The following is a 17,218-nucleotide window of genomic DNA, read 5'->3' as shown; positions in this document are numbered from 1 at the left end:
GCGTCAGACTTCTATAGTCCGACGCGTTCCGATCGGCTGAGTTGTACGAGTGTTTTGCGCTTGCGACAGAGGGAATTGCGACTTGAGCCATAGTGGAGAGCAAATGCTTCCTAAAGCGGTTTTATTCGATCTTGATAACACTCTGACTAACCGGGCGCTCAGTATTGAACGGTATGTGAAGTGCTTTTTGAAAGACTTTGGCCTCGTCGTCCACGCTGACAGTCAGGCTATCGTCCGGTTGATCAGCCAAGTAGATAATGAAGGCTATTTAAAAGCGGGTTCGGCATTTTCCTCTATCCGCCAGGCAGTTGGGCACGTTTTGGCTCATGAGCTGGCGTGGAGCGTGGCGCAGACACCGCAGACTTTAAGCGATCACTGGCAGATTCACTTTCCACGTTCAGCAGTGGCGATGTCAGGCAGCGAGCTTTTGGTTGAGGAGCTATCACGTCGAGACATCAGGATTGCCATTGTCTCCAACGGCGCGGAGTCCTCCCGCCAGAGTACTGTTGCCTGCTTGCCATTTGCTTCGCATATCGATGCGATTTTTAGCTCTGAAAAGGTTGGGACCACCAAGCCGGCATCCGCGATTTTTCTGGCAGCGGCAGAGCATTTGCAAGTAAGGCCCGAAGAATGCTGGTTTGTGGGCGATCATCCTGTTAACGACTACCTGGGCGCTTGCTCAGCAGGAATGCGCGCAGTGTGGTTACGGGGATTTCATGAATGGCCGCAGGAGATGGGCGGCGCACCAGTCTCGATTTCCTCACTGCATGAGGTGGTCGGGTTGCTAAATGAAATAACAGAGTAGAACGCGCGGCACATTGAAGAATGCGCCGCCTTATCCGCTGACGGGAAAAATAAATGCAAACCTCACCGTTACCCATGGTCCGGAACCCGGCCATTCACGTTGATGAATTGCACTCAGAAAATGCTGCCGAGTTGCAAAGTTTCTTTGACCATAACTCTGAATACTTTTTGATCTGCCACGGAGAACCTGCACGGACTGATGAAGCTGTGAACGAGCTGGAGCTAAAACTGCCGGAGGGAATGGCTTGTACTAGGCAGTGGTTTATCGGTTTTCGTGAACAAGGCGTTGGTTTGATCGCCGTGGAGCACGTCATTCAGGATTTGTTTATTGAAGGGGTTTGGCATATCGGACTTCTGATTCTGAAGGGCAGCCGCCATGGAAAAGGTGATGCCCAATTAATCTATGCTGCAACCGAGCACTGGGCAGTGACTCGCGGAGCACGCTGGCTTCGCATCGGAGTGGTCACAGATAATCCAAGGGCCAAACGTTTCTGGGAAACCCAAGGATTCGCCACAGTGTGCGAGCGTGAAGGAGTGACGATGGGGCTGAAGAAAAATACGATTAGCACAATGATTAAAGCGCTATCCGGAGCAACCGTTTCTCAATATCTGGACTTGGTCGAGAGGGATCGCACCTAGACGTTCAGGTACAAACGAACTGCGTTGGTCCAACCATCGAATCGTATCAACGGCAGATAGCAGCTTGTCAGAATGGCAAGGAGGACAATAATGGCAAGCCAGTCACAAATAGATATAATTTAACATAATATACATTATGCGGTCCTAGGCATTATCCATAACGGCACCGGTACACGCCATTTCAAAAGCCACACCCACCGAAATCATCAAATGCCCCCCAATCGACATCAGCGACAAATCCCTCGACAATCCCGCACGCTCTTAACCCGCACCATTTCAAGGATGAATCATGAACCGCACTCTGACGTTCGTTCTCGCCTGCATCGGTCTGCCTGCCTGGTCAGCCAGTCCGAATGCCTTCGAGGCCACGCCACTCAGCAAGCACATCCAAGCCCTCAGCCATGCATTCGCCTGTGAAGTCACTGCCGGAATGGCTTACGCAAGAAAGTCACCTCAGTGCCGCAACGGAAATAATCCGGCGCTCACGAACTCCAGCGACCTCGATAAAACCGCAGACAGAAAAACCCTGCGCGAATGCATGAAGCCTGACAACCTGATCGATGAGAATGTGCGCGCATGCATGAAGGGTCTTTAACCCGTAATCACGCAAACAGCTGCAGCGCGGCGTCGTCCCATTCATGTCCAGCAACTGACCAACCGTTATCCGCTGGTGGCGGGAATCCGGTGCGGCAATAGCCTTGTTTCGCCTGGAAATCGACGATTGCATGGGGATAATCGTTGATCAGCAGGACTGCTTTGCCGTGATCCAGAGACCAGCCAATCTTGATATTCGAGGGCTTTGCTCCGTCAGTAACGTCTGCCACGTTATAAATGTGCAGTGCGTCCTGGATGGGATTGTCCTGTGAGCCGGTGTCGAGTGCATAGCAATAGCCGGTGTCCCCGTCATCTTCGAATACCATGACGAAGGTGCCTTCCTGCGCTGGGGCTTCGATCACCAAGGCCTGTCCAACATTCAATTCGTGCTCAGCAGCCAGATAAACAGGCATCTATGTAATCCTCAGGTGTTTGGACTTACTTGATAGTGACTTCGATATTCTGCCTTTGCATGCAGATCAACCTCAATGCTCCTAAGCTCCATGCGCCGATCAGCCCTTCAGAAACGGGCTGTTTCACGCTATCCTTCCAAATCTATAATATGCAGATATCTGATAACTCAACTAAAGAGTCATTTAGTTTAGTTATGTAATGCGGAGCTCAGAGTCGATCAGCCCTAACCCTCCAATACCAACGAAACATCCGGATATCTGGCGCACATGAAGTCGACGAATGCGCGGACCTTGGGAGCGGCCAGTCGTCTTGATGTATGCAATATCCAAAGCTCAGCCTCCACGTCCGACACTACGCCCCATTGAACCAGCTCTCCTTTGGCCAGGTTATTCCACACGATGGATTGCGGGATCAGAGCCACACCGCCACCGGCTATGGCTGCGTCGCGGATCATGAGAAACGAAGAGAACTTGAGTCTTGGGACAGGTTCCAGTTTCAGCGCCCCGCCGTCCACAGCCCAGATGGTTGGCTGAAAATTAAAGGCCACGATTGCGGATACCGGGTTGATTGCATCAGATGTCGGCTTTGGTATTTCAGGCGCAGCGACAACGATCAACCGGTCTTTGGCAAAGCACCGCCCTACCAGATTGCTGTCCGGACGTGGGTTTACCCGAATGCACGCGTCGAACTGCTCTTCGACAGGATCGACCACGCGATCCTCGGCGACCACTTCAAGCTCAATCTCGGGATAGGCGGCACAAAAATCGGCACCTATGCGTCCCATCGCGAGTTGCGAGAACAGGATCGGGGCCGCGATGCGTAATCGCCCGCGGGGTATCGACACGCCCTCCTTCGCCGCTGTCATGGCTTCCGTCACCTCGCCCAACGGTCCTTCCGCTCTGTCCAACAGCATCTGCCCGGCCTCGGTCAGCCTTAGTCCTCGGGCACTGCGCTCGATCAGTCTGACGCCTAGTTGCTCTTCAAGCTCGGCGATTCGGCGCGATAACGTGGCCTTTGATCGACCGCTTGCGCGACTGGCTTTTCCAAGCCCTCCATTGGCAGCAACGAGTGTGAAATCAATCAAGGCGTTGAGGTTCATGGCGTTCCACTTTTGAGACGGTGTATCTACATATTGGCGTCTGCGTTTTATTCCTGCAACGAGATACCTTGATCGCAACGCAGCGAGATTGCTCGCTGACTTCATCACGTATTCATTGCAGGAGATTCACCATGAGCATTCTTGTCATCGGAGCCACAGGCACTGTCGGCTCACTCATCGTCCAACGTCTGGCTGCGGCAGACGCTGAAGTCAAAGCGCTCGTCCGTCAGCCTGGCAAGGCAAGCTTCCCGGCTGGCGTCACCGAGGTCGTCGCGGACTTGACCGATGTGCCTTCGATGCGCGCCGCGTTAACGTCGGTGCGAACCCTGTTTCTGCTCAATGCCGTTACGCCGGATGAGGTCACGCAAGCGCTCATCACGCTCAATCTCGCGCAAGAGGCCGGCATTGAACGCATCGTTTACCTGTCGGTCATTCACGCGGACAGGTTTACCAACGTGCCGCACTTCACCGGCAAGCATTCGGTCGAGCGCATGATCGAGAGCCTCGACATTCCCGCCACCGTTCTGCGTCCGGCTTACTTCATGCAGAACGAAGGCATGGTTCAGCAAACGATTCAGGGCTATTCGGTGTATCCGATGCCGATAGGTGATGCAGGCGTTTCGATGATCGACGCACGCGACATCGCCGATATTGCAGTCGCGGAATTGCTGCGACGTGATCGGGCACCCGTTGCGCTGGAGCGCCTGACGTTGGAGCTGGTCGGCCCGCAGGTCCTCACGGGTCCATCAGTGGCAAAAATCTGGAGTGCCGCGCTGGGTCGTGAGGTGGCTTATGGGGGTGACGATGTCGCAGCCTTTGAAGCGCAGATGGCTTCGTACATCCCTGCCTGGCTGGCTTACGACCTTCGCCTGATGATGTCGGGTATCCAGAAGTTCGGCATGCAGGCGGCCGACGGAACGGTTGATCGTTTGCAAACCATCATCGGGCGTCCGCTGCGTACTTACGAAGATTTCGTTCGTGAGGCCACGGACAGCATCTGATCCCGACAGATAAAAAGGGGGCAAACGGTGCCTGCCCCCTTCCCTGCGTTCAAACGCTTTCAATGACGTCCGTCTGTAACGACAACGAGACCCGGCCGGGCTTATCTGTGCCAACGACAGCATCGATCAACATTTCCATGGAGCGCCTGGCGAGCGTTTCCACGGGATGGGACAGCACGGCCTGCACCAGTCCGCTTTGCAGAGCGCTGCGGGTAAGGTCCGTCAAATCGTGACATACCACAGTCGGCAAGCGTGCCCGGCGACTGCGCATCTCCTCCAGTGCACTGACCACCCCTTCTATACCGCCTCCCGCCACATAAAGACCAGCCAGATCCGGGCATGCGGTGAGCAGATCCAGCGTGTTGCCGCGTGCGAACTCCTCATCCTCAAGTGTCAGGCGCGAAGCCAGTAACTCCCAGTCGCCGGAAGATTCAGCCATGTAGCTCTGAAAACTCAGTTCACACAGCTCCTGGCACTGGAACCGTTGACTGCCGACCATCACGGCGACAGGACCGGGACGTTCTGCCAGTCGATCGACGAACCAGCCGGCAACGCGCCCCATGCGGCGGCTGTCCACTCCGACGAAACCTGCGCCGGCATGGCTTCCCAGCTCCGAAATCATGGCCACCACAGGAGTCCCGCTGAGGCGAAGTTCGCAGACGGCGTCCTGCACCTCTTTGTGGTCAGCGGCCACGACGCCCAAGGCGTCGACGTCTTTGCCCAGCGCCAGAATGCGCTGGGCGACCACGCGCGGGTTCAGGTCATCCAGATAGCCAATCATCACCCGGACCCGAGCATGGGGGCTAACGGCTGCCGCATCTGCCAGGGCCTGTGCCAGCCCCTGATAGAACGCCACCCCGCTCTTCTGCAACAGAAACCCCAACTTCACGGTGGGTCGGCTGTGCTGCAGCCGCTGCTCGATGACGTTACGAGCGTGAAAACCGAGACGCTGCGCGGCAGCAGAAATGCGCTGCGCCGTATCGACCCGGACTGTGGCGCGCAGGTTGAGTACTCGATCAACCGTTGACAGGCTGACCCCGGCTTCCTGGGCGACATCAGCCATCGTGGGCCGGCGTGAGTCGGAATCGTGCTCTGACATGAAATGAAAGTCTCTGACCGATCCATGAGAGGTTTTGACAGTTTTACAGGCAGGACTATAGCAGTGCCGCGCAGACCGACCTAGCATCCTGATGCAACCAATCACCCCTCCCCTGATACAACAATAACAACAGCCGGAGTGAGCCAATGGCCATCCATTTATCCACTGCCCCCTGCTGCTGGGGCGTAGACGACGTCAACAATCCCTATCTGCCGCCGTGGCGTCAGGTGCTCAGCGAAGCAGCGCAGGCTGGTTATCGGGGCATCGAACTGGGCCCTTATGGCTACCTTCCACTGAATGTCGACGAGCTTGGCGGTGCGCTGGCTGAAAACGGTCTGCACCTGATTGCGGGCACGATCTTCGACAATCTGGTAGATCCGAAAAACCTGCCATCGCTGCTGAAACAGGCCCACGATATCTGTGCGCTGCTCAAGGCGTTGCGGCCTGCCGGGCAACAGCTGGAGCCACACCATCCCGCCCCCTATCTGGTCATCATCGACTGGGGACATGAGGTGCGTGATTACGCAGCCGGGCATTCTGATAAGGCGCCTCGTCTGAATACTGCCGAATGGTCCGACATGATGGCGCACATCCGCAAAATCGCAGACGTCGCGCATCGCTACGGCGTGCGGGCCGTGATTCATCCCCACGCCGGAGGCTACATCGAGTTCGCCGACGAGCTGGCGCAACTGGTGCAGGACATTCACCCGGACGTTGCCGGGCTGTGCCTGGACACCGGACATCTTTACTACGCAGGCATGGACCCGGCAGCGACCTTGCGCCAGTACGCGTCACGCCTCGATTACCTGCACTTCAAGGACATCGATCCGCTGGTGTTCGATCAGGTACTCGGCGAACGCATCACTTTCTTCGCCGCTTGTGCCAAAGGCGTGATGTGCCCGCTCGGGCGCGGAATCATTGACTACCCCACGTTACGCACGCTCATTCGCGAACTGGATTACCAGGGCTATATCACGGTCGAGCAGGAACGCGACCCGCGCCATGTCGGCGGCAGCCTGGCAGACGTTACCGAGAGCCGTACCTACCTGACCCGCTGCGGTTTCTGACAAGGAAAAGACCATGATCAACGGTAGCAAGCGTATTTCCCGCCCTGTTCGATGGGCGATGGTGGGTGGCGGCGCGAACAGCCAGATCGGCTACATCCACCGCTCGGCAGCACTGCGTGACCAGAACTTCGCGTTAATTGCAGGCGCGTTCGATATCGACCCTGAGCGCGGCCGTGCTTTTGGCGAACAATTGGGTGTCGACCCCGAACGCTGTTACCCAGACTACCTGCAGCTTATTGAACAGGAAGGCCGGCGTCCGGACGGTATCGAAGCCATCTCCGTCGCCACACCCAACGGCACTCACTTCAGCATCACCAAAGCAGCACTTGAAGCCGGTTTGCATGTGGTGTGTGAGAAACCGCTGTGTTTCACGCTCGAAGAAGCCGAGACCCTCAGGGAAATATCCCGAGCCAACCAGCGCATCGTCGGCGTGACTTATGGCTACGCGGGCCACCAATTGATCGAGCAGGCCAGACAGATGATTGCGGCAAGCGAGCTTGGCGAGATTCGCATGGTGCACATGCAGTTCGCCCATGGCTTTCACAGCGCTCCGGTCGAAACGCAAAACCAGGCCACTCAGTGGCGCGTGGATCCACGCACTGCGGGGCCAAGCTATGTATTGGGCGATGTGGGCACCCATCCGTTGTACATCGCCGAAGTCATGTTGCCTGAGCTGAAAATCAAACGGCTGCAATGCAACCGACAGAGCTTCGTGAAAAGCCGGGCACCGCTCGAAGACAATGCCTACACACTGATGGAGTACGAAGGCGGTGCCATGGGCTGGGTCTGGTCCAGTGCCGTCAACGCCGGGTCGATGCACGGCCAGAAGGTTCGGGTGATCGGCTCAAGGGCCAGCCTCGAGTGGTGGGATGAGCGTCCCAACCAGCTCAGCTTCGAAGTGCAAGGCCAGCCCGCCCAGATACTGGAACGCGGCATGGGGTATCTGCATCCGGACGCCCTGCTCGACGACCGTATTGGTGGCGGGCATCCGGAAGGCCTGTTCGAAGCCTGGTCCAACCTTTACTACCGCTTTGCTCTGGCCATGAACGCCACCACACGTGGCGATGCGGCGACGCTGCAGTCATTGCGCTATCCCGACATCGACGCAGGTGTCGAAGGCGTGCGCTGGGTGCAACGCTGCGTGGAGTCGGCCGTTCAGGGTGGGATATGGATTGATTACTGAGTTCCAGATCCCGCAAGGCCGGACAGATTTTGCTTAAGGTTCATCCACTGGAGAATGACAATGAAAATAGCCCTGGATCCCTACATGCACCGCCACCTCAGCCTGACCGAGGTATGTCGCAAGGCTGCTGAGATGGGATACGAATACCTGGAACTGTCGCCTCGCGAGGACTTTCTGCCCTGGTGGGTCAGACCCCGTGCGCACAAGGAGCGCATTGCCGAGTTCAAGAAGGCCCTGAAAGACCATGACCTGAAGGTTGCTTCGCTGCTGCCCATGTACCGCTGGGCCAGCCCTCACGAAGATGAACGAACAACGGCAGTCGACTACTGGAAGCAGGCCATTCAGGTTGCCGTGGAGCTGGATTGCGACACCATGAACTCCGAGTTCGGTCGCGGCCCTTCACCCGAGCGAGGGCATAAAAGCAACTGCTGCGGCGGCAGTCATAGCCACGAATCCAGCGAAGCCGCGTGGTGGCGATCCATGGAGGAACTGGTGCCTGAACTTGAAAGACAGGGAGTCAACCTGAACATTGAGCCGCACCCCGAAGACTGGTGCGAAACATTGCAACCTGCGCTCGACATGCTGAAGAACATCGGTTCCAGTAACGTCAGGTTTCTGTACTGCGCGCCGCATACTTTCTTCTTTGGCGATGACATGGCGAAGATGATTGCCGAAGCCGGCCCGATGATTGCGCATGTGCATGTTGCCGACACATGGAATCACAAAGCGTCTTCAGGGCTGCGCTATATCGTTAATCCCCCCGGCGCCAAAGTGACAGTGCATCAACATATGGACATGTATCAGGGCGAGATCGACTGGGACGTCTTCTTCTCTTCGCTGGCCAAAGTCGGTTTCGACGGGATTGTCACAGCGTGCGTATTCGGCTGGGAAGAACGCGCCGATCAGTCAGGGACTTTCATGAGGCAAGAGATTCAGAGTTACGTGAACAAGTATTGGCCAGACAAATCTGTCAATTGAAGCTGACAGTATTAGACGCGCAACCTGTAAAGCCGTCCTGACTCAGTTGAACAGTCAGGCTTATAAAAGCGATAAAAAAGGGGACGATTATCGTCCCCTTCTTTATTCGCTCAACTCAACACGTGTATCAGACCGCAGCGACAACCTTGGCCGGTGGCTGAGTACGACGACCCAGTACACCTGCACCGGCCGCGACCAGACCCGAGATCACCAGGGTGATCAGCAGAATCCATGCGCCTTGCGATACGCGCTTGGCAGTCACTTCAGCCGCTTCACGTGCTTTCTGTTCGGCCTGAGCTTTCAGTTCCTGATACTTGGCATAAGCCTGACGATAGCTGGCCTGAGCCTGATCAACGATCTGGTTGGCCTCTGCATCAGTCTTGTTGCCACGCGCCTTGATCAGATTGACCAGTGCCTGACGGTCAGCGGCGTCCCACGCCTGGTCGCCCTTGGCCTTGATGCGATCCATCAGGCCGCCCAACTGCTCGTCAGCCTGCTGTGGATTCTGCGCGCTGCGCTCTGCAGTGTTCTGCGCATCCTGTTGGGTCGCCTGAGCTTCCTGCTTGATGGCATCGGGGTTCAGTTCGGCCTTGCCGGTCTGACGCATGGCGGTTTCGATTTCACCCTGAATATCGTCCAGGTTGAATTCGATGCCCTGCTCACGCAGTTGGTCCTGAATCTTGCTGCCCACGGCCGGAGCAACCTGAGCGATACCGCTGCCCAGTGCCGACATGCCGCTGCCTGCCAGATTCAGACCGCCACGTACCACGCCTGTTACAGCGCTGGTGACCAGATAGACAGTAATCAGCGATACGCTCGCCCATACCAGCAGGCCATGGAACGCGCCTTCGCGCTGAGCCAGACGACCCGCTGCCCAGCCACCGACAAACAGCGAGATGACCGAACTGACAACGACCCATATGCCGGCGCCAGTACCGATACCGGACATCGGATTGGCTTCCTGCATGGGATCAATGCTGGCGGTGCCAATGGCAGTACCCAGTAGATTCAGCAATAAGGAAACAACCATGGCCAGTACCACACCGGCCAGAATCGCGCTCCAGGAAATACGTTTGAGCAAAGGTGCCATGGCGTGGGTGTCCTGATAGACAGGTGCGCCTGGGGCGATACGGTCATCGCGAATCATAGTGGTAATCCTTCGAGTCAGTGGCAGAACACGCTAAGTTATTTGGCGTACACTCCAATGACCCAAGGCCCTTTGAATAAGTTTAATGATTTCGACAACTTTTTTTGAAGAGCAAATACTCTATGAATATTATTCAAAACCCAACGGAACGGAACGGCTCACCCATGTTCCAACTCGCTCGTTTTTCATGCAGATCCGATAATAAATCAATACAGTTATGCGCGATGTCATCAGTTGTCTGTTGTTTACTATTGCGCTGTTGACTATCGAGTCTGCCAAACACTGCATTTGATATAAGTAGCGCCGTTAACGGAACCAGAGCGATAAGGCAGCAGCGTTTTCATTGAACAGTCTCACATGAAAATGAATCTTTCCACGAACACAGGCGACCGCTGCGCTGTTACAAGCCGCAGCGGACGATAATTGATCAACGTTTTCTATAGACCAGTATGAAAAACAGCGGAACGAAAAACAGAGCCAGAATCGTCCCCGACAGCATGCCACCGGTTACAGCGACGCCAAGCGCGTTCTGCGCACCCGCGCCGGCACCGCTGCTCAGCACCAGCGGCAATACGCCAAGAATGAACGCAAAGGATGTCATCAAAATCGGGCGCAAGCGCATTCGGGTTGCCTGTAATGTTGCCTCGATGATTCCTGTGCCGCGGTCATGGAGGTCCTTGGCAAATTCCACAATGAGAATCGCGTTCTTGGCCGCGAGCCCGATGGTGGTCAGCAGTCCTACCTGAAAGTACACATCGTTCATCTTCCAGGTGAGAACTGCGCCCAGCAGCACACCGAAGACGCCGAGCGGGATGACCATGATCACCGATAACGGCACGCTCCAGCTCTCATAAAGAGCCGCCAGACACAGGAACACGAACAGGATCGAGAGCGAGTACAGCAGCGTCGTCTGTCCGGTTGAGGCTTTCTCCTGGCGCGACAGCCCTGTCCACTCAAAGCCGAAGCCCGGCGGCAGTTCGGCGACCGCCGCTTCAACGATAGCCAGCGCCTCTCCGCTTGACGCCTGACCAGGCAAGGCCATGCCAAGGATCTCGATGGACGACACGCCGTTGTAACGTTCAAGCCGTGGTGAACCGGAAGTCCACTCAGCCTTGGCAAATGCCGCAAAAGACACCATGGTTCCGGCGCTGTTTCGTACGTACCAACGGCCAATGTCCTGAGGCAGCATACGAAACGGCGCTTCTGCCTGAAGCATCACCTTCTTGACCCTTCCCTGATCGAGAAAATCGTTTACGTAATTGCTCCCCCAGGCCATGGAAAACGTATCGTTGATATCCGACATCGACAGCCCGAGCGTTCCGGCCTTGTGTGCGTCAATCTGCAGACGAAACTCCGGTGCATTCTCCTGGCCATTGGCACGCACCGCGACCAGGCGTGGATCCTTGCTCAGCTTTTCCAGCAACTGATTGCGCGCTTTCATCAACGCGTCATGCCCCAGATTGCCGCGATCCTGAAGCATCAGGTCGAATCCGGTGGCATTGCCCAGCTCCGACACCGCAGGCGGCGCGAAGGGCACGATCAGAGCGTCCCTGATTCCAGAAAAAGCCTGCCAGGCACGCGCAGTTACCTGGGTAACCGTGAGGGATTCATCACTTCGCTCGTTCCAGGGTCGCAGCTTGACGAATGCCAAGCCGATGTTCTGGCCGCTGCCCGCAAAGCTGAAACCGGACACAGTGAAAACACCCGAAACCGCATCTTTCTCGTCCACCATAAAATGCTGCTCGACCTGACGAAGCACTTCGTCGGTTCGTTTTTCCGTAGCACCTGGCGGAAGCTGGATCAGCGCAAACAGGGTCCCCTGATCTTCGTCGGGCAGAAAGCCGACCGGCAGTTTGCTGAAACCGAGCATAACCAGCACGACGATAACCCCATAGCCGATCATGTAACGCCAGGGTCGGACAAGCATGTGGCCGACGACCCCCTGATACCGGTTGCTACCGCGATCAAAGACCCTGTTGAACCAGCCGAAGAACCCGCGACGTTCCTGTCCGTGATTGACGCCGAGCGGCTTGAGCAATGTGGCGCAGAGCGCAGGCGTCAGGATCATCGCAACCAGCACCGAGAGCGTCATGGCCGACACTATGGTGATCGAGAACTGCCGGTAAATAACGCCTGACGAGCCGCTGAAGAACGCCATCGGGATGAACACTGCGGCCAGAACAAGAGCGATACCCACCAGTGCGCCACTGATCTGTTCCATGGATTGTCGAGCAGCCGCCTTTGGCTCAAGCCCCTCTTCACTCATCACTCGTTCAACGTTTTCCACCACGACGATGGCGTCATCCACCAGCAGACCGATAGCCAGAACCATCGCAAACATTGTCAGGGTATTGATGCTGTAGCCAAATACCGCCAACACACCGAACGTACCAAGCAGCACGACAGGCACCGCAATGGTCGGTATCAGCGTGGCCCGAAAATTCTGCAGAAACAGGTACATCACCAGGAAAACCAGCACGACGGCTTCTACCAGCGTGCGCACCACCTCTTCGATGGAAATACGCACGAACGGTGTAATGTCGTAAGGCTTTTGAACCCGCACACCTTCCGGCCAGTAAGGCTTCAGTTCCTCGATTCGCGCGTCAATGGCCTTGACGGTGTCCAGCGCATTGGCGCCCGTGGCAAGCTTGATCGCCAGACCTGCCGCCGGTTTGCCATTGAATCGACTGGTATTGCTGTAGCTTTCGCTGCCGAGTTCGACCTTGGCAACGTCACGCAGCCGGACCTGGGAACCGTCTGTTTCGGTGCGCAACAGGATGTCTTCGAACTGCTCGGCGGTTTGTAAGCGCGTCTGAGAGGTGATGGTTGCATTGAGTTGCTGGTTGCCCGCCGCAGGCAACGCACCCAATTGTCCCGACGACACCTGAACGTTCTGCGCCTGAATGGCGTTCCTGACGTCTATGGGCGTCATCTTGTAACTGGCCAGCTTGTCGGGATCGATCCAGATGCGCATCGCATACTGCGCGCCAAACAGCGTTGTATCTCCGACGCCGTCGACCCTGCCAATCGCCTCCTGGATATTTGCGGAGACGTAATCCGAGAGATCCGCGCCGTTCATTCGCCCGTCTTCGGAGGTGAACGCCAGAATATTGAGGAAGTTGGTCGATGATTTGACGACCTGCACGCCCTGCTGTTGAACCTCGGAGGGCAGCAGCGGCGTCGCCAGAGTGAGCTTGTTCTGCACCTGCACCTGCGCGGTATCGGCATCCGTACCGTTTTCGAAGGTCAGCGTAATGGTCACCGAACCACTGGACTCACTGGTCGAAGCGATATAACTGAGCCGATCCAGGCCCTTCATCTTCTGCTCGATCACCTGAGTGACGGTGTCCTCAAGCGTCTTGGCCGACGCGCCCGGATAGTTGGCAGTGATCGCAATCGCGGGAGGCGCAATCGTCGGGTACTGGGCAATGGGCAGCGTCAGAATCGCCATGATGCCTGCGAGCATGACGATGATGGCCAGAACCCAGGCGAAAATGGGGCGATCTATGAAAAAGCGCGACATGTTATCTACCCGGAATTTATTGAAGGTCGGACGGCGTGGCAACCGCCGCTACAGATTGCGGCTTCCATGGCACGGTCTTGACCTTCACACCGGCCGAGGCGCGCTGCTGACCGTCGACAACCAGCTGGTCACCGACATTCAACCCGCTGCTGATCAGCCATTGATCACCGATCGCACGGTCAGTCGTCAGCTCACGGCGCTCCAGCGTGTTGTCCTTACCCACCACGTACGCCATGGGTTTACCCGTGCTGTCTCGGGAAACCGCCTGCTGCGGAACCAGTAACCCCTGTTCCTTGAAGCCTTCCTCAAGCACCGCACGCACATACATGCCAGGCAGCAGATCGGCATTCGGGTTGGGGAACACGGCACGCAGGGTAATCGCGCCCGTGTCCTGATCCACTGTCACGTCGGAGAACTCAAGGGTGCCCTCCAGCGGATAGAGACTGCCGTCCTCAAGCTTCAACCTCACTTTGGCGGCAGTGGCGCCACTTTTCTGGATTTCGCCGTTGCTCAGCGATTTTTTCAGGCGCAGCAACGCCGCACTCGGCTGCGTGACATCGACGTATATCGGGTCAAGTTGCTGAATGGTCGCCATGGTCGAGGTCTGGTTCGCAGTGACCAGTGCGCCCGGGGTGATACCGGATTTACCGATTCGACCTGTAATCGGAGCGTTGACCTGGGTATACGCCAGATTGATGCGGCTGCTTTCGACATTGGCTTTGGCCGAGGCAACATCCGCCCGGCTCTCACCCAATGAAGACACGGCATCGTCGTAGTCCTGCCGACTGACCGCATCAAGGGCGGCCAGCTCTTTGTAGCGCTCGTTCTTGAGACGAACCGATGTCAATGATGCTTCCGCCTTGGCCAGCGCCGCCAGGTCACTGTTGTACGTAGCGCGGTAGGTGGCAGGGTCGATCAGGTAGAGCACTTGCCCCGCCTTGACCGTGCTGCCCTCAGTGAAGCTGCGCTTCTGAACGATCCCGCTGACCTGAGGCCGTATCTCGGCAATCATGAACGGTGCGGTGCGCCCCGGAAGCTCCGTGCTGAAAACCACTCTTTGCGCCTGCACCGAAAGCACACCCACTTCAGGTGTGCCGGGGGACGGTGGAGGTCCGCCCGGCGGCTTGCCGCATCCCGTCAGAATACTGATCGACAGAAAAGCGGTCATGACATGACGGCGACAGAGAAAGACAGAACACATAGGGGAAGCTCCGGACAACGACTCGACATAACGATACCAATCGGTACTGTTATATTTTGGCGGTCGTGTTCCGTCAAGTGATAATGATACAGTCCGGTATCGTAATAGGAGAATTGATTGTGCGAGTGCTTACAGATGCCAAGCGGGACGCGATTATTGACGCTGCGGCGCAGGTGTTTCAGGAAGATGGATTCGAAGCCGCTTCGATGGCTGCGATAGCGGCTCGGGTGGGTGGCTCCAAATCCACGCTTTACCGATACTACAATTCCAAGGAAGCGCTATTCGTAGCCGTCAGCAGCAAGGCCGCAAAAAGCCAGTTGCTGCCCAGCCTGGAGAAGCTGCTTGCTACCGAGGACAAAGACCTGTCGACAGTGCTCACCGCCTTTGGAAAAGCAACGCTGTCCGTCGTGGCCAGCGAGGCCATGATCAAGACGTTGCGCACGGTAATCAGCGAGTCGGGGCGCAGCGACATTGGCATGCTGTTTCACGAGGCAGGGCCCAGGATCGCATTCAAACTGCTGGCCGATTTCTTCAGCGTGCGCATGGATGCGGGCAGCATGCGCCGTGCGGATCCAGACATTGCCACTCGCCACCTTATTGCCCTGTTTGACTCGGAAACCGTGTTCCCGCGGCTGATGGGCATTCGTGAGGCATTGACCGCCGATGAAATCGAAAGCGCGGTAGAGCGAGCGGTCGAAACCTTCGTGCGAGGTTACAGCGTCTGATAAACGTGCCTGAACACCGAGAGGCTTCAGCGCAATGACCCGGACAAAGAGAAGCCTGATCGAAATCAGGCTTCTCAAGTCACTGGACACTCATCGGTCAGGCAATACCATTCGGCCCGTCCAGCACCTGCCTGACTTTTCTGGCCAGATCGTGAGGCATGCAGGGCTTGGACACCACATCAAACTCAGAGCCGCCGATATCGGTGCGCTCTATCGAGCTCTCGGCGTAGCCGGTGGTGAGCAGCACTTTGATCTTGGGATAACGACGCTTGACCTCACGAGCGAGCATGACCCCATTCATACCGCCCGGCATGATCAGGTCGGTGAACAGCAGATCGTACGTGCTGCCGGACTCGAATTTCTTCAAGGCTTCCCGTGCGTTGAGCACGATATCTGAAGCGTAGCCATAATCATCCAGCACCATCTTGGCCAGTTCGGCAACATCCGGTCGGTCTTCCACGATCAGAATTCGCTCACTGCTGCCCAGTCGCTGCCGCTGCTCAAGCGCCTGAGGCGACTCACTGGCAATGGTCGCTTCGTCAACCGGGAAGTAAAGGCGCAAGGTGGTGCCCACGCCTTCCTCGGTGTAAATACGTGCTGCACCGCCCGACTGTTTGGCGAAGCCGTACACCATGGACAGGCCCAGACCCGAACCCTTGCCCTCCTCCTTGGTGGTAAAGAACGGGTCCATCACCCGGTCCCGAATACTCGACGGCATGCCGATGCCGTTATCCGTCACAGCGATGCTGACGTAGCGTCCCGGCAAAAGGCCGTCATAAGACATGTTGGCCAGTTCATCGACCACCAGGTTACGCGTCTCGATGAAGACCTTGGGGTTTGGCCTGCCAATCAACGCATCTCTGGAATTGATGAAGATATTCAGCAGCGCGACTTCTGCCTGAGTCGGGTCGATCCGGCAGTTCTTCAGTGCGGGATCAAGGTCGGTCTCGATGGTCACTTCCGAACCGAAGGTGCGTTCGATCAGCGGTTCAGTACTGGATATCAAACCATTGAGATTGAGCACCCGGCCGTGCAGTTTCTGTTTCCGGGCGAACGCCAGTAATTGCTTGGTGAGCGTGCTCGCTCTTTCCACAGCAGATTTGGCGTGGTGCACGCTGCGCTGAACGCGCGGAATGTCGATGCTCGGCTTTTCAGCCGCCGTGCCAATCAGATCGATGTATCCGCCCATGACCTGCAGCAGATTGTTGAAGTCATGGGCGATGCCGCCAGTCAGTTGACCGAGCGCTTCCATTTTCTGCGCCTGACGAAGCGCTTCCTCGGCATCGCGGCGACGACTGATGTCCAGCTGTGACGCAAAGAAATAGATCAGATCGCCCGCGTCGTTGTACACCGGAGAGATGAACAAAGCGTTCCAGAACGACGAACCGTCCTTGCGATAGTTGAGGATCTCAGTGGAGATATCGTTGCGCTCATGAATCGCATCGCGAATGGTCTGCACCACTGCCCGGTCGGTTTCCGGACCTTGCAGGAACCGGCAGTTGGAACCAATGATTTCTTCGGAGGCGTATCCGGTCATTTCCAGAAACGCCTTGTTGGCAAAGATGATCGGGTTATCTTCACTGTTGGGGTCAGTCACGATCATCGGCATGCGTGTCGTTTCTACCGCTGCGAAAAAGATATCCTTTCCCTTATGGGAGATGTCACCACTCGCCGTATTGTCAACACGGGTCTTGTTTTCCGACACGCCACAACTCCCAGAATAATATCAGCGTGACTGCACGCA

General features: G+C 56.6%; 15 protein-coding genes. 8 read left to right on the top strand and 7 right to left on the bottom strand.

Annotated features, from left to right (window positions below):
• The first annotated feature begins 103 nt into the window (after nucleotides 1-103).
• From AO065_RS17080 to AO065_RS17070, 3 genes are all read left to right on the top strand, one after another.
• On the top strand, nucleotides 104-805 hold the full coding sequence (locus AO065_RS17080; RefSeq protein ID WP_004882317.1) for an HAD family hydrolase: 702 nt from the start codon (nucleotides 104-106) through the stop codon (nucleotides 803-805).
• A gap of 53 nt (nucleotides 806-858) precedes the next feature.
• A complete protein-coding gene (locus AO065_RS17075) occupies nucleotides 859-1,443 on the top strand; it encodes a GNAT family N-acetyltransferase (RefSeq protein ID WP_004882318.1) in 585 nt (194 codons plus the stop codon).
• Nucleotides 1,444-1,732: 289 nt separating this feature from the next.
• The gene (locus tag AO065_RS17070; protein ID WP_004882319.1) at nucleotides 1,733-2,038 is read left to right on the top strand and encodes a hypothetical protein; all 306 of its coding nucleotides are present in this window, start codon (nucleotides 1,733-1,735) and stop codon (nucleotides 2,036-2,038) included.
• 7 nt (nucleotides 2,039-2,045) lie between these two features.
• Here AO065_RS17070 and AO065_RS17065 read toward each other — a convergent pair whose 3' ends face one another.
• Complete coding sequence (locus tag AO065_RS17065) at nucleotides 2,046-2,450, bottom strand: DUF2251 domain-containing protein (protein ID WP_004882320.1); 405 nt, start codon at nucleotides 2,448-2,450, stop codon at nucleotides 2,046-2,048.
• Nucleotides 2,451-2,674: 224 nt separating this feature from the next.
• On the bottom strand, nucleotides 2,675-3,550 hold the full coding sequence (locus AO065_RS17060) for a LysR family transcriptional regulator (RefSeq protein ID WP_004882321.1): 876 nt from the start codon (nucleotides 3,548-3,550) through the stop codon (nucleotides 2,675-2,677).
• A 131-nt stretch (nucleotides 3,551-3,681) separates the two neighbouring features.
• Between AO065_RS17060 and AO065_RS17055 the strand changes: the two genes are divergently transcribed.
• Nucleotides 3,682-4,551 carry an NmrA/HSCARG family protein gene (locus tag AO065_RS17055; protein WP_004882322.1) on the top strand — a complete coding sequence of 290 codons (870 nt, stop codon included), beginning with the start codon at nucleotides 3,682-3,684 and terminating at the stop codon, nucleotides 4,549-4,551.
• 49 nt (nucleotides 4,552-4,600) lie between these two features.
• Here the strand turns inward: AO065_RS17055 and AO065_RS17050 are convergent, their stop codons facing one another.
• Complete coding sequence (locus AO065_RS17050; protein WP_004882323.1) at nucleotides 4,601-5,650, bottom strand: LacI family DNA-binding transcriptional regulator; 1,050 nt, start codon at nucleotides 5,648-5,650, stop codon at nucleotides 4,601-4,603.
• 146 nt (nucleotides 5,651-5,796) lie between these two features.
• Here AO065_RS17050 and AO065_RS17045 point away from each other — a divergent pair, with 146 nt between their 5' ends.
• The 3 genes from AO065_RS17045 to AO065_RS17035 are packed head-to-tail and all read left to right on the top strand — an operon-like array spanning nucleotide 5,797 to nucleotide 8,878.
• The gene (locus AO065_RS17045; protein ID WP_004882324.1) at nucleotides 5,797-6,717 is read left to right on the top strand and encodes a TIM barrel protein; all 921 of its coding nucleotides are present in this window, start codon (nucleotides 5,797-5,799) and stop codon (nucleotides 6,715-6,717) included.
• A gap of 13 nt (nucleotides 6,718-6,730) precedes the next feature.
• Nucleotides 6,731-7,900 carry a Gfo/Idh/MocA family protein gene (locus AO065_RS17040; protein ID WP_004882325.1) on the top strand — a complete coding sequence of 390 codons (1,170 nt, stop codon included), beginning with the start codon at nucleotides 6,731-6,733 and terminating at the stop codon, nucleotides 7,898-7,900.
• A 60-nt stretch (nucleotides 7,901-7,960) separates the two neighbouring features.
• The gene (locus tag AO065_RS17035) at nucleotides 7,961-8,878 is read left to right on the top strand and encodes a sugar phosphate isomerase/epimerase family protein (RefSeq protein WP_004882326.1); all 918 of its coding nucleotides are present in this window, start codon (nucleotides 7,961-7,963) and stop codon (nucleotides 8,876-8,878) included.
• Between the two features lie 127 nt (nucleotides 8,879-9,005).
• Here AO065_RS17035 and AO065_RS17030 read toward each other — a convergent pair whose 3' ends face one another.
• The 3 genes from AO065_RS17030 to AO065_RS17020 all read right to left on the bottom strand — a co-directional run bounded on the left by AO065_RS17030 (nucleotide 9,006) and on the right by AO065_RS17020 (nucleotide 14,749).
• Nucleotides 9,006-10,025 carry a hypothetical protein gene (locus AO065_RS17030; protein ID WP_004882327.1) on the bottom strand — a complete coding sequence of 340 codons (1,020 nt, stop codon included), beginning with the start codon at nucleotides 10,023-10,025 and terminating at the stop codon, nucleotides 9,006-9,008.
• Between the two features lie 427 nt (nucleotides 10,026-10,452).
• Entirely contained in the window at nucleotides 10,453-13,548 is a 3,096-nt protein-coding gene (locus AO065_RS17025) for an efflux RND transporter permease subunit (RefSeq protein WP_004882328.1), read from the bottom strand.
• 16 nt (nucleotides 13,549-13,564) lie between these two features.
• A complete protein-coding gene (locus tag AO065_RS17020) occupies nucleotides 13,565-14,749 on the bottom strand; it encodes an efflux RND transporter periplasmic adaptor subunit (RefSeq protein WP_004882329.1) in 1,185 nt (394 codons plus the stop codon).
• 119 nt (nucleotides 14,750-14,868) lie between these two features.
• Between AO065_RS17020 and AO065_RS17015 the strand changes: the two genes are divergently transcribed.
• Complete coding sequence (locus AO065_RS17015) at nucleotides 14,869-15,474, top strand: TetR/AcrR family transcriptional regulator (protein WP_004882330.1); 606 nt, start codon at nucleotides 14,869-14,871, stop codon at nucleotides 15,472-15,474.
• A 97-nt stretch (nucleotides 15,475-15,571) separates the two neighbouring features.
• Here AO065_RS17015 and AO065_RS17010 read toward each other — a convergent pair whose 3' ends face one another.
• A complete protein-coding gene (locus AO065_RS17010) occupies nucleotides 15,572-17,179 on the bottom strand; it encodes a hybrid sensor histidine kinase/response regulator (RefSeq protein WP_032650977.1) in 1,608 nt (535 codons plus the stop codon).
• Nucleotides 17,180-17,218: the final 39 nt, after the last annotated feature.

This window comes from Pseudomonas viridiflava, from assembly GCF_001642795.1.
Taxonomy (GTDB): domain Bacteria; phylum Pseudomonadota; class Gammaproteobacteria; order Pseudomonadales; family Pseudomonadaceae; genus Aquipseudomonas; species Aquipseudomonas viridiflava.
Note: the sequence above shows the minus strand (reverse complement) of the source record. Positions and strands in the feature narration are given on the sequence as shown.

Coding starts and splice junctions, on each gene's coding strand:
- AO065_RS17080 (WP_004882317.1), top strand. CDS start 104: ATGCTTCCTAAAGCGGTTTTATTCGATCTTGATAACACTCTGACTAAC.
- AO065_RS17075 (WP_004882318.1), top strand. CDS start 859: ATGCAAACCTCACCGTTACCCATGGTCCGGAACCCGGCCATTCACGTT.
- AO065_RS17070 (WP_004882319.1), top strand. CDS start 1,733: ATGAACCGCACTCTGACGTTCGTTCTCGCCTGCATCGGTCTGCCTGCC.
- AO065_RS17065 (WP_004882320.1), bottom strand. CDS start 2,450: ATGCCTGTTTATCTGGCTGCTGAGCACGAATTGAATGTTGGACAGGCC.
- AO065_RS17060 (WP_004882321.1), bottom strand. CDS start 3,550: ATGAACCTCAACGCCTTGATTGATTTCACACTCGTTGCTGCCAATGGA.
- AO065_RS17055 (WP_004882322.1), top strand. CDS start 3,682: ATGAGCATTCTTGTCATCGGAGCCACAGGCACTGTCGGCTCACTCATC.
- AO065_RS17050 (WP_004882323.1), bottom strand. CDS start 5,650: ATGTCAGAGCACGATTCCGACTCACGCCGGCCCACGATGGCTGATGTC.
- AO065_RS17045 (WP_004882324.1), top strand. CDS start 5,797: ATGGCCATCCATTTATCCACTGCCCCCTGCTGCTGGGGCGTAGACGAC.
- AO065_RS17040 (WP_004882325.1), top strand. CDS start 6,731: ATGATCAACGGTAGCAAGCGTATTTCCCGCCCTGTTCGATGGGCGATG.
- AO065_RS17035 (WP_004882326.1), top strand. CDS start 7,961: ATGAAAATAGCCCTGGATCCCTACATGCACCGCCACCTCAGCCTGACC.
- AO065_RS17030 (WP_004882327.1), bottom strand. CDS start 10,025: ATGATTCGCGATGACCGTATCGCCCCAGGCGCACCTGTCTATCAGGAC.
- AO065_RS17025 (WP_004882328.1), bottom strand. CDS start 13,548: ATGTCGCGCTTTTTCATAGATCGCCCCATTTTCGCCTGGGTTCTGGCC.
- AO065_RS17020 (WP_004882329.1), bottom strand. CDS start 14,749: ATGTGTTCTGTCTTTCTCTGTCGCCGTCATGTCATGACCGCTTTTCTG.